This is a genomic window from Cognatishimia activa (assembly GCF_017798205.1).
Classification (GTDB): Bacteria; Pseudomonadota; Alphaproteobacteria; order Rhodobacterales; family Rhodobacteraceae; genus Cognatishimia; species Cognatishimia activa_A.
The window spans coordinates 349,577-360,663 of record NZ_CP060010.1; the positions used below are offsets into that span (position 1 = coordinate 349,577).

Genomic DNA, 11,087 nt, shown 5'->3' on the forward strand with positions numbered 1-11,087 from the left:
GCTTACTTACCAAGAGTACCGATCACAGTCCTAAATCCGCAGAGACCTTGGCCACCGCCGCCCCAAGCTTGTCCACGACTTCTTCGAAGTGGTGGGGTTCCGAAATAAAGGGTGGTGCCAGCAGGACGTGGTCTCCGTGCTTGCCGTCAATCGTACCGCCCATCGGATAGCAAATCAAACCGGCTTCAAAGGCGGCCGCCTTGAGCCGCGCGTTGAACTTGTGGTTGGGATCAAGCTCCGCTTTGGTGTCGCGATCGGCGACGAATTCCATGCCGATGAAAAGGCCGCGTCCACGGATGTCCCCTACCAGAGGGTTCTGACCGAACGCATCGTTCAGCATGTCCGTCAATTGCTGCCCCTTGCTGGCCACCTGATCCACGAGCCCCCCGGTCAGCTTTTGCACCACGGCCAAGCCCGCCGCGCAGGCTGTTGGGTGGCCAACATAGGTATGCCCGTGCTGGAAAAACCCGCTGCCGTCTTTGATCGCGTCATAGATCTTGCCCGAACAGAGCATCGCGCCAATCGGCTGATAGCCCGCACCAAGCCCCTTGGCGATGGTGCAGATGTCGGGGCTGATATCTTCCTGATCTGCAGCAAACAGCGTCCCAGTCCGGCCCATGCCGCACATGACCTCATCTAGGATCAACAAGACCCCGTATTTGTCACAGATCTCGCGGATGCGTTTGAAATAGCCCTCTACCGACGGCACCGCGCCCATAGTCGCGCCGACGACGGGTTCGGCTATGAAGGCCATGACCTGATCCGCGCCAAGCTGCAGGATCTCGTCCTCAAGCTCGTTTGCCATGCGCTGGCCGAAGTCAAACGTTGTCTCATCGTCGCGCTTCTCGCGGTATTCATAGCACGGGCTGATATGGCTCACGTCGATCAGCAAAGGTGCGAATTGCGCACGCCTCCATTCGTTGCCTCCGACGGCCAAAGCGCCGAGTGTATTGCCGTGATAACTCTGACGGCGTGCGATGATCTTTGAGCGTTGTGGCTGGCCAATCTCAACGAAGTATTGTCGCGCTAGCTTCAAAGCCGCTTCTACTGCTTCGGATCCGCCGGACACGAAATAGACGTGCTCCAGCCCCTCAGGTGCGTGCAATACCAGCAGATCAGCTAGGGCCTCTGCAGGGTCTGAACTCAGAAAACCGGTATGCGCGAAAGCCATAGAATCAAGCTGAGATTTGATCGCGTCGATCACATCCTGATCGCCATGCCCCAGACAAGAGACCGCCGCTCCGCCCGATCCGTCAAAATAGGCCTTGCCGTCCGCGTCAAACAGGTGAACCCCGGCGCCGATTTTTCCAACCGGTGGTAACTTATTGGAATTTCTTGGAAATACGTGACTCATCTGATCGATTCCATAGTCGTGTCGAACGGATGCTGTCAAATTGGATAGGTGATTTCTATAGGTAGTGACGCGCATAGACAGAAAGCGTGCCTTTTAAGAACCTCTTAACGAGTGCTGTTCTGGGACCTCGGCTTTTGACCCTCAAACGCCGTGGAATGGGTGTGTGGGCCATTGGGCCGATGGGGGTTTCGCAGCACATAAAACTTTGGGAGAGACTCTATGTCATATTCAAAATTCACAGCTGCTGCCGCGACCGCTGTCGCGCTGACACTGTCCGCACCAGCTGCCTTCGCAGAAGACTTCGTCACCATCGGTACCGGCGGTGTGACCGGCGTTTACTATCCAACTGGCGGCGCGATCTGCCGTCTGGTGAACAAGGGCCGCAAAGAGCACGGCGTACGTTGTTCCGTGGAATCCACCGGTGGCTCTGTCTACAACATCAACACCATCCGCGAAGGCGAGCTGGAGTTCGGCGTTGCGCAGTCTGACTGGCAGTACCACGCCTATAACGGCACATCCAAATTCTCTGACGCGGGCGCATTCGAAGGCCTGCGCGCAGTGTTCTCTGTGCACCCAGAACCCTTCACCGTTGTGGCACGTGCCGACGCAGGCATCTCTTCTTTCGAAGACCTGAAGGGCAAGCGCGTTAACATCGGCAACCCAGGTTCCGGTCAGCGCGGCACCATGGAAGTTCTGCTGGAGGCAATGGGCTGGACAACTGGCGACTTCGCTCTGGCAACCGAGCTGAAAGCGGCAGAACAATCCGCAGCGCTGTGCGACAATCAGATCGACGCGATGGTGTACACCGTTGGTCACCCATCTGGCTCTATCCAAGAAGCAACTACCGCTTGTGACTCTGTTCTCGTGAACGTAGGTGGCGACGCGGTCGACGGCCTGATTGCTGACAACTCTTTCTACCGCTCCGCAACCATCCCAGGTGGCATGTATCGCGGCAATGACGCGGACACCTCGACCTTCGGTGTTGGCGCGACCTTCGTAACCTCGTCCGACGTTTCTGAGGACGCGGTTTACACTGTTGTTTCCGCAGTCTTCGAGAACTTCGACGATTTCAAAAAGCTGCACCCAGCTTTTGCCAACCTGAAACCAGAGGAAATGGCGACCGCAGGTCTGTCCGCGCCTCTGCACGCTGGTGCTGCGAAGTACTACCGTGAGCAAGGTTGGATCAACTAAACCAAGCGCTGCTTGCTTGCAGAGAGGCGGCCCTGCGCCTCTCAAACTTGGAGGGGCGTCCCTGGCGCCTCTCCACCATAACAACCCCAACATAATTGGGGCCGTCTGGGGGGACGATTATGACCGATCAAAAAACCGAAGGCCGTGCGCTGAGCGAGGAAGAACTACAGGAGCTTGTGTCGTCATCTGACGCGGGTGCCCGTAATCCGGTTGGTCATGTTGGCACATTCTTGGCGATCGTTGCCATCGTCTGGTCTGTGTTTCAGGTCGTTTTGGCCTCGCCTCTGGCAAACTACATTCTACCCGGTTCGATCATTAACAATTCCCGCCAGATCCACCTGGCATTTGCAATTTTCTTGGCCTTCATGGCCTATCCAGCGCTGAAATCCAGCCCGCGTGATTACATTCCGATCCAAGACTGGGTCATGGCCATCGCCGGCGCATTCATCGCGCTCTATGGCTATTTCTTCTACGACAAGATCGTGAATTCAGGCGGTCTTGCAGACAATACCGACAAATGGTTCGCGCTCGCGGGCCTTATCCTGCTGTTTGAGGCCGCCCGTCGTGCGCTTGGACCAGCAATGGCGATCATCGCGACGATCTTTTTGATGTATGTGTTCTTTGGCTCTTCCACTGTGGTGCCAGACGTCATCCGCTGGGGTGGCGCATCGCTGAAAAAGGCGATGAGCCATATGTGGATTACGTCCGAAGGCGTCTTTGGCATCGCGCTTGGTGTTTCGACCAAATTCGTTTTCCTCTTCGTTCTCTTTGGTGCGCTTTTGGATAAGGCGGGGGCCGGAAACTACTTTATCAAAATGGCGTTCGGAGCCCTTGGCCACCTCAAAGGTGGCCCTGCGAAAGCGGCCGTTGTTGGCTCTGCAGCCACCGGCCTTATCTCTGGGTCTTCCATCGCCAACGTTGTCACCACCGGCACATTCACGATCCCACTGATGAAACGCGTGGGCTTTAGCTCGGAACAAGGTGGCGCGGTCGAAGTGGCCTCATCCGTCAACGGTCAGATCATGCCCCCCGTTATGGGCGCGGCGGCCTTCTTAATGGTGGAATACGTCGGCATTTCCTACGTCGAAGTCATCACCCACGCGTTCCTGCCCGCGACCATTTCCTACATCGCGCTGGTCTATATCGTTCACCTCGAAGCGGTGAAACGCAACATGCCTGTCCTTGGCAACCGAGTGGTATCCATGGGCAAAACCATCGGCGGCATGGCGGCGTTTTTCGTTGGCTTCGCCCTGCTCTGCTATGGCGTCCAATACCCCGTTAAAGCCATTACATCGATCCTCCCTGCGTCTGGCCTGATCCTCTCGGCATTGGTTTTCCTCACCTATGTCGCCCTGCTCTATTTTGCGGCTGGGGTCCCTGATCTAGAGCCAGACGACCCCCATGCAAAGGAAGTCGAGCTGCCCGTGGTGGGCGAGATCTATAAATCGGGTCTCTATTTCCTGCTGCCTATCGTAGTGCTGGTCTACTTCCTGATGATCGAACAGAAATCCCCGGGCCTCTCGGCCTTCTGGGCAACCGCTCTGCTGTTCGTGATCCTTCTCACACAACGCCCGCTGAAAGCCATTTTCCGCGGCGAAAGTGAAACCATAGAGCGGTTCAAAGACGGAATTGTTGACCTGCTTCAAGGCTTGGTCGACGGAGCTCGCAATATGATCGGTATCGGTCTCGCGACTGCGACCGCAGGTGTTATCGTTGGCACCGTGACCCTGACAGGGGTAGGTCAGGTCATGGCTGATCTTGTCGAGTTCCTCTCCGGCGGCAACCTCATCCTCATGCTTGTCATGGTTGGCCTCTTGTCCCTCGTCCTCGGTATGGGACTCCCCACGACGGCCAACTACATTGTCGTGTCATCATTGATGGCTGGGGTTGTCGTCGAATTAGGCGCGCAGTCGGGGCTGATCGTTCCGCTGATCGCGGTGCACCTCTTTGTGTTCTATTTCGGTATTATGGCGGATGTGACACCGCCGGTGGGTCTGGCGAGCTTTGCTGCGGCTGCTGTGTCGGGCGGTGATGCGATCAAGACAGGATTCGTGGCCTTCTTCTACAGCCTGCGCACCGTGGCCCTGCCGTTTGTGTTCATCTTCAACACTGACTTGCTGCTGATCGACGTGACGCTTGCACAAGGGATACTCGTCTTTGTGACCGCCAGTATTGCGATCCTTGTCTTCACCGCGGGCACCATGGGCTACTTTGTCACCAAAAGCCGTATCTATGAGAGCGTCGCGCTGATCCTCATCGCCTTCTCACTGTTCCGTCCGGACTTCTTCCTCGATCGGATCCAACCGCCGTTCACGGATGTCGCCCCAACCGCGCTCGCGCAGACAGTTGAAAACGCGAGCCCCGGCACCGAGCTTAGGATTGTCGTCAACGGCCCTGACTTTGACACCGGAGATCTCAAGGACACGACCCTCGTGCTGGCGATCGACGACACGCCGGCGGCGGGCCGCATGGACGCCTTTGGCCTCTTGACCTTTGAAGAAGACGGCAAGCTGATCATGGAAGAGCCGCTCTTTGGCACGCCTTTCGCAACCACGTTGCAGGGCTATGACTTCTATGCCGATGATCTGGTGACCGTTAAGGAAATCAAAGCCCCAGCCGATCAGATGCCCAAAGAGCTTCTGTTCATCCCGGGTCTGATCCTCTTGGCCTTCATCTACTTCCTGCAACGCGCCCGCGCCTCGAAAGAAGGAGTTCCAGCATGAGCCGCCCAGTCCTATGTGCCATCGATATTTCAAACACTGGCAAAGATGATGCGGTCCTGAAAGAGGCCAAACGGCTCGCGGATCTGGACGGCGCGCAGCTGGATGTGGTCACCGTTATCCCTGATTTCGGCAAAAGTCTTGTTGCGGGGTTCTTTGACCAAAGCCACCATGACGATGCGGTCGCCTCGGCCAAAACTGCGCTGAAAGAACAGATCACCGCAAGTCTTGGGGCGGACGCTGACGCTGCCGTGCGCCATGTGGTTGCGACGGGCACCGCCTATGAGGAAATCCTGCGCGTCGCGAAGGAAACCGGCTGCGGGCTGATCGTGATTGGCGCGCATAAACCAGATTTTGCCGACTATCTGCTTGGTCCCAATGCCGCGCGCGTTGTGCGGCACTCGACCTGTTCCGTTCATGTTGTTCGCTAATAGACCCTTTAAATGACCCATAATTTCGCGCCGATTTCCGACGCCGACTGGCCCGAGGAAATCGCAAACATGCTGCCAGGTTTTGCGGGCGGCTTGAACGTCTATCGCACCATGGCTCACCACCCTGCCTTGCTGCAGGCCTGGTCTGCACTGCGCGAACATGTGGTCAATCAGACGTCACTGGGTGCTTTGCGCAGCGAAGTGGTCATCCTACGCACAGGAATGCGTCTGGGCTCAAGTTATGAATGGCAGCAGCACATCATTCGCGCGCGCAAGGCGGGGTTGTCAGACAAGCGGATTTCGCAATTGAATGGTGCGATCGATCAGATCCAGCACGACGAAGACCGGTTGCTGGCCCAAACCGTTGATATGCTGTTTGACAAGCATGGGCTCAGCGCAGAAGTACAAGAGCAACTCACAGGATTGATTGGCAAAAAAGGCGTTATCGACCTCATGGCAACCATCGGGTTTTATTCGACGCTTGGCTTCATCCTGAACAGTTTTGATACTCCTTTGGACGGCGATATCGCGCAGGAACTGACGCGTAGCCCGTTGACAGCGTAACAGGCGCTTGTCGCGAACTCATTTCCCCTTAGAGTGCTGATTAAGCAGCAAATCAGGGGCAGCGCATGACACAGGCATCTATTCCACCGACAATGATGGCGGTCGTGACCACAGGGAATGGTGGCTACGACAAGCTGGTCTATCGTGAAGAACCAACACCGCAGCCCGATGCTGGCGAGGTTTTGCTGCGCGTGCTCGCAGCGGGCGTGAACAACACCGAGATCAACACGCGACTCGGGTGGTATTCCTCGACCGTTACGGGCGACACAGAATCAACCGCTGAGGTGCAGGCCGAAAAGGGCGAGCAGAAGGCCGATGGCGGCTGGAACAAAGCCACGCCCTTCCCCTTCATCCAAGGCACAGATTGTTGCGGCGAGGTGGTGGCTCTGGGCGAAGGCGCACCCTCTTCGCTCTTTGGCAAGCGCGTCATCGTGCGCGCCTGTATGCGCCCGAATGGCTATGACACGATGGACAACATCTGGATGGCCTCGGATTTCGACGGAGCCTTTGCCCAATATGTCAAAGTCCCCGCCTCGGAAGTTTTCGCCGTCGACTGCGACTGGAGCGACGCCGAGCTCGCCACCATCCCCTGCGCCTATGGCACGTCGGAAAACATGCTGCACCGCGCGCAGGTGTCATCTGGTGAAACCGTTCTTGTGGCTGGTGCGTCGGGCGGCGTAGGTTCTGCGACCGTGCAACTTGCCAAGAGACGCGGCGCGACGGTGATCGCAATCACCAGCCCTTCGAAAGTCGACGACCTGAAAGCGCTTGGCGCGGATCAAGTGGTGTCGCGCGGTGCCGATTTGGTCGACGTTCTGGGAGATGAAAGCGTCGACGTTGTGGTAGACAACGTAGCCGGTGATCAATTCCCTCAGATGCTAAAAGTTCTCAAACGCGGCGGGCGATTGGTGTCGAGCGGTGCTATCGCTGGCCCGATCGTGGCGCTGGATATGCGCGATATGTATCTGAAGGATATCACCCTGATTGGCAGCACCGCTTGGGACGAGCCCGTTTTTCCAAACTTAGTTGGCTATATCGAACGTGGCGAAATCCGGCCTCTGCTGGCCAAGACCTTCCCCCTGAAAAACATAGCACAGGCGCAGGCTGAATTCCTTGAAAAGAAACATCTCGGCAACTTCGTCCTGATCCCGCCGCAGGACTAGGGCTCAACGAAACGCAGGAGTGGTTTGTAAAGACGCCCGGGGCGTTCAAAGGCCTGAAGGGCTGCCTGCCAATGCACGGCTGCAAACCCTTCGACACCTGGCAGATCAGTATCTTGCAACCGTGGCCACAGGGTCTGAAAGCCCACCTGCCACGCCTCTGGTGACAGATCTTTCAACCGATCCCGCAGGTGAAAACGCCGCAAATTCGCGCGCGTCTGCGCATTTGGAAAGACGCTTTGGCCAGACAAGAGGCCATAGCCCACGAACTCTCCGTCTGGCATTGCGTTCAGGATCGACAGGCCCAGAGGTCCGCCGACCGCATCAAACACCAGCCGCGTTGAAGCAGCGATGGATTGGATCAGCGGCGTATCGCTTTCGTGCACTGGCACGACACCCATCGCCTCAAGCGCCGCGCGCCGTTCTGGCGACCGGTAGATCCCAATCACCTCACTCGCGCCATCTTCACGCGCCCATTGCGCAAGAATTGAGGCGATGAATGACCCCGCGCCCGTCAGGACGACGCGTTTGCCCTGCGCAGGCCATTCGCGCAAAAGATATTGCGCCGTCAGAGGGTTAATATACCCCCGCGCGGCCACTTCCAGAGGCACATCCTCAGGCACCGGCACCGCAATGCTTGGATCACAATCCACAATTTCCTGCCACGTCCCATCCCCACGCAGAGGGAGCGCCAAGCGACCGATAAGGTTCTGGTAGGCTTCAGGCGCCTCAACCACCTCGCCGACACCTTCATATCCCGCAGTCATCGGCGGCGTGATCAGATGCTTATAAGCCCCCGTGATCGGGATCAGGTCCGACGGGTTTATCGGCGCGGCCAGCATCTTCACACGCAGCTTGTTCGGATCCCGACCTTCCGTCGCAACACGCTCAAAGGACAGAACATCCTGAGGACGTCCAAACTCGGCGTAGCGCAAAGCGAGGTGGGTTTGTTTTGAGGTGTCCATGAGCCCGTTTCAATCCAAAAACTGCCCGTTGTTAAGCCTTATGTAGACTAAGCGCACAAGTCAAAAGTCGGGCTCGCAGGGCAATCTACGCCACGTCGCGAGCGCAGAGGCTGCGCAAGCAGTCGTTGAAAGCGCAACGTTGCAAATGCAACTTAAATATCTGAAATAAAATAACTAAACCAAATCACCTAGATAGCGACCTGTTAGCGAAAACGTTGCAAGACTGCGTGGAAACCAACGCCTCTCAAGCATTGACTCACCGGCCCGCACTCATTATCCGCCCTGCCTAACCCGCGGGATCTCCGCCAGTCTGTGTAAGTCGCGTTTTGATCGAATTAACTGACGTCTCTGTCTCCTACAACGATAAGGTTGTGCTCTCTGAGGTCTCTTTGCGCCTCACAGAACGCCGCATTGGCGTGATTGGCAGCAATGGCAGCGGCAAAAGCACCTTTGCGCGGCTTTTGAACGGGTTGCTTCCGCCAGATCGCGGCACGGTCACCGTGGATGGGCTGGACACCAAGACACAAGCCAAGGACGTTCGCCAAAAGGTCGGCTTTGTGTTTCAGAATCCCGACAACCAGATTGTCTTTCCCCTGGTCGAAGAAGACATCGCGTTTGGTATGAAGAACCTCGGCTTTGACAAGGCGACCATCGCGGCCAAAACCGAAGAGGCGCTGAAACGCTATGACCTCTGGAATCATCGCACACATGCGGCGCAATTCCTGAGTGGCGGTCAGAAACAGCTCTTGGCAATCTCGGGCGTTCTGGTGATGGAGCCGAGCTATATCGTATTTGACGAGCCAACCACGCTTTTGGATCTGCGCAACAAGCTCACGGTGACACGCGCCATTCGAGAGCTGGAGCAAACAGCCATCGTTGTGACCCACGACCTCGATCTGATCGCCGATTTCGATCGCGTCATCGTTTTTGCAGACAACCGCGTGATGGCCGATGACGTGCCAAGCGTCGCGATCCGAAAATACCGCGAGGCGATGGGCGATGTTTGATCTTTATCGTCCCGGCACGTCCTTTTTGCACCGCGCGCCTGCGGGTGGAAAGGTTATGGCTTTGTTCGTTCTCGGCACGCTGGCCTTTATTGTCGATGACATCCGCTTCATTTTCGCGGGCCTTGCCCTGACCCTCCTGCTCTATCCCATCTGTGGATTGAAGCTGAAAAACGCATGGGCACAGATCCGCCCCACGCTTTGGATCCTGATCGCGATCTTCATCGCGCAGGCGATTTTCAACACGTGGCAACTGGGCGTTTTTGTGATCGCGCGCTTTGGGCTTTTGCTCTTGCTCGCAGGGCTTCTGACTCTGACAACCCGCGCCTCTGACATGATTGACGGTATCGAGCGGGGCCTCCCGTTCCTGCGTCCGCTCGGCGTGAACCCCGCGAAAGTGAGCCTCGCCCTATCGCTGGCGCTACGGTTCATTCCGGTGCTTGCCCAAATTACCCGAGAGGTGCGCGAAGCCCAGCGCGTGCGTGGGTTGGAAAACAGCGTGATCGCCCTCGCGGTCCCCCTTTTCGTGCGCACCTTGCGCATGTCTGACGATATTGCCGACGCCATCGAGGCGCGCGGCTACCGACCTTAACGATTGAGAAAACGAAGGACACAGTGATGACCCTTAACACCCGCGACATCGTGATGATCGCACTTTTTGCGGCGCTAACCGCCGCGCTCGGCCTGTTCCCACCGATCACCCTGCCAATCGCAGGCGGCGTGCCGATCACGGCGCAATCAATGGGCTGCATGCTCGCAGGCGCTCTGGCAGGCGCGAAACGCGGCGGCCTGGCGCTGGCGCTCTTTGCTCTGTTGGTCGCAATCGGTCTGCCCTTGATGGCTGGCGGCCGCGGCGGGTTCGGCCTGTTCCTGACCCCATCAGGCGGCTTTATCATCGGCTTTGCCGCCGCAGCCTTTGTGATCGGCTGGCTCTTTGCGCGTCATTCTGGCGAAGTGCCTCTGGTGACCTCGATAATCTACATCGCCATTGGTGGCATCGGCGTGGTCTACCTCTTTGGTATTCCGTGGTGGGCCTATACTGCCGAGCAGAGCATCGCTGTCGTTGCTGGCAAATGCACGGTCTTCCTACCAGGTGACTCGATCAAAGTCGTGCTGGCTGCGCTGATCGCGCGCGGCGTACGCAGGTCTTATCCGGGCCTCTGAACTGCCCAGACAAATTGACAAAGAAAGCGCGGCATCTTTGGTGTCGCGCTTTTTTCATGGAAGGTGGGTCGCTAAGGCCGTGCGCAAAGCTTCCGGTATCTCCAGTGACGCACCCGAAGCCTTGTCGACGCAAATCCAGACGATGTCAGCCGAGGCGCAGTTCCGTTCACCAACGACCATCATCAACTGAAAACTCAAGCTAGATCGCCCAAGACGCGCGAGCTTTGTCGCAACCACGATCTCTTCGTCATAGTAGCAAGGCGCTTCATAGGTCACCTCGATCTTGCGGACCAAAAAGACATACTGTCCATTGGGAGCAAAATCCGCGTCAAGCCCCGCTTGCCTCAGTGCATGACTTAAGGCGGCCTCAAAATGGCTGACATAGGCCGCATTATGCATGTGCCCATGCATGTCGATGTCCCGAAACGGAAGCCTGATCCGATAGCTGCTGTCCATCTGCGCCCTCTATCTGCCATGTCGCTTCTCTTTATGCGGCTGCGCCCTTTGCATCAAGAAAGGCCACGGCGCTCAACA

General features: G+C 57.2%; 11 protein-coding genes. 8 read left to right on the plus strand and 3 right to left on the minus strand.

The genetic code is table 11. The features are described 5' to 3' along the window. Window positions 1-22: 22 nt before the first annotated feature. Complete coding sequence (locus tag HZ995_RS01680; protein WP_209356962.1) at window positions 23-1,354, minus strand: aspartate aminotransferase family protein; 1,332 nt, start codon at window positions 1,352-1,354, stop codon at window positions 23-25. A gap of 219 nt (window positions 1,355-1,573) precedes the next feature. Between HZ995_RS01680 and HZ995_RS01685 the strand changes: the two genes are divergently transcribed. The 5 genes from HZ995_RS01685 (at window position 1,574) to HZ995_RS01705 (ending at window position 7,423) form a co-directional block, all read left to right on the plus strand. Next, window positions 1,574-2,545 carry a TAXI family TRAP transporter solute-binding subunit gene (locus tag HZ995_RS01685; RefSeq protein ID WP_209356963.1) on the plus strand — a complete coding sequence of 324 codons (972 nt, stop codon included), beginning with the start codon at window positions 1,574-1,576 and terminating at the stop codon, window positions 2,543-2,545. Window positions 2,546-2,664: 119 nt separating this feature from the next. Beyond that, window positions 2,665-5,268, plus strand: a complete 2,604-nt coding sequence (locus tag HZ995_RS01690; protein WP_209356964.1) for a TRAP transporter permease — start codon at window positions 2,665-2,667, stop codon at window positions 5,266-5,268. Beyond that, window positions 5,265-5,696, plus strand: coding sequence for a universal stress protein (locus tag HZ995_RS01695; protein ID WP_209356965.1), 432 nt, complete (start codon window positions 5,265-5,267; stop codon window positions 5,694-5,696). The genes HZ995_RS01690 and HZ995_RS01695 overlap by 4 nt, the downstream gene beginning before the upstream one ends. Before the next feature lie 12 nt (window positions 5,697-5,708). After that, window positions 5,709-6,260: a carboxymuconolactone decarboxylase family protein gene (locus tag HZ995_RS01700; protein ID WP_209356966.1), complete on the plus strand. Its 552-nt coding sequence runs from the start codon at window positions 5,709-5,711 to the stop codon at window positions 6,258-6,260. 65 nt (window positions 6,261-6,325) lie between these two features. After that, window positions 6,326-7,423, plus strand: coding sequence for an alcohol dehydrogenase family protein (locus HZ995_RS01705; protein ID WP_209356967.1), 1,098 nt, complete (start codon window positions 6,326-6,328; stop codon window positions 7,421-7,423). Here HZ995_RS01705 and HZ995_RS01710 read toward each other — a convergent pair. Continuing rightward, window positions 7,420-8,385: a zinc-dependent alcohol dehydrogenase family protein gene (locus HZ995_RS01710; protein WP_209356968.1), complete on the minus strand. Its 966-nt coding sequence runs from the start codon at window positions 8,383-8,385 to the stop codon at window positions 7,420-7,422. The two genes, HZ995_RS01705 and HZ995_RS01710, sit on opposite strands and share 4 nt — an antisense overlap. Before the next feature lie 326 nt (window positions 8,386-8,711). Between HZ995_RS01710 and HZ995_RS01715 the strand changes: the two genes are divergently transcribed. The 3 genes from HZ995_RS01715 to HZ995_RS01725 are packed head-to-tail and all read left to right on the plus strand — an operon-like array spanning window position 8,712 to window position 10,553. Next, window positions 8,712-9,392 carry an energy-coupling factor ABC transporter ATP-binding protein gene (locus tag HZ995_RS01715; protein WP_209356969.1) on the plus strand — a complete coding sequence of 227 codons (681 nt, stop codon included), beginning with the start codon at window positions 8,712-8,714 and terminating at the stop codon, window positions 9,390-9,392. Then, window positions 9,385-9,981 (plus strand): energy-coupling factor transporter transmembrane component T family protein, encoded by a 597-nt coding sequence (locus HZ995_RS01720; protein WP_209356970.1) that lies wholly within the window; start codon window positions 9,385-9,387, stop codon window positions 9,979-9,981. The genes HZ995_RS01715 and HZ995_RS01720 overlap by 8 nt, the downstream gene beginning before the upstream one ends. 26 nt (window positions 9,982-10,007) lie before the next feature. Then, window positions 10,008-10,553, plus strand: coding sequence for a biotin transporter BioY (locus tag HZ995_RS01725; RefSeq protein ID WP_209356971.1), 546 nt, complete (start codon window positions 10,008-10,010; stop codon window positions 10,551-10,553). A gap of 54 nt (window positions 10,554-10,607) precedes the next feature. Here the strand turns inward: HZ995_RS01725 and HZ995_RS01730 are convergent, their stop codons facing one another. Further along, on the minus strand, window positions 10,608-11,009 hold the full coding sequence (locus HZ995_RS01730) for an acyl-CoA thioesterase (protein ID WP_209356972.1): 402 nt from the start codon (window positions 11,007-11,009) through the stop codon (window positions 10,608-10,610). Window positions 11,010-11,087: the final 78 nt, after the last annotated feature.

Coding starts and splice junctions, on each gene's coding strand:
- HZ995_RS01680 (WP_209356962.1), bottom strand. CDS start 1,354: ATGAGTCACGTATTTCCAAGAAATTCCAATAAGTTACCACCGGTTGGA.
- HZ995_RS01685 (WP_209356963.1), top strand. CDS start 1,574: ATGTCATATTCAAAATTCACAGCTGCTGCCGCGACCGCTGTCGCGCTG.
- HZ995_RS01690 (WP_209356964.1), top strand. CDS start 2,665: ATGACCGATCAAAAAACCGAAGGCCGTGCGCTGAGCGAGGAAGAACTA.
- HZ995_RS01695 (WP_209356965.1), top strand. CDS start 5,265: ATGAGCCGCCCAGTCCTATGTGCCATCGATATTTCAAACACTGGCAAA.
- HZ995_RS01700 (WP_209356966.1), top strand. CDS start 5,709: ATGACCCATAATTTCGCGCCGATTTCCGACGCCGACTGGCCCGAGGAA.
- HZ995_RS01705 (WP_209356967.1), top strand. CDS start 6,326: ATGACACAGGCATCTATTCCACCGACAATGATGGCGGTCGTGACCACA.
- HZ995_RS01710 (WP_209356968.1), bottom strand. CDS start 8,385: ATGGACACCTCAAAACAAACCCACCTCGCTTTGCGCTACGCCGAGTTT.
- HZ995_RS01720 (WP_209356970.1), top strand. CDS start 9,385: ATGTTTGATCTTTATCGTCCCGGCACGTCCTTTTTGCACCGCGCGCCT.
- HZ995_RS01725 (WP_209356971.1), top strand. CDS start 10,008: ATGACCCTTAACACCCGCGACATCGTGATGATCGCACTTTTTGCGGCG.
- HZ995_RS01730 (WP_209356972.1), bottom strand. CDS start 11,009: ATGGACAGCAGCTATCGGATCAGGCTTCCGTTTCGGGACATCGACATG.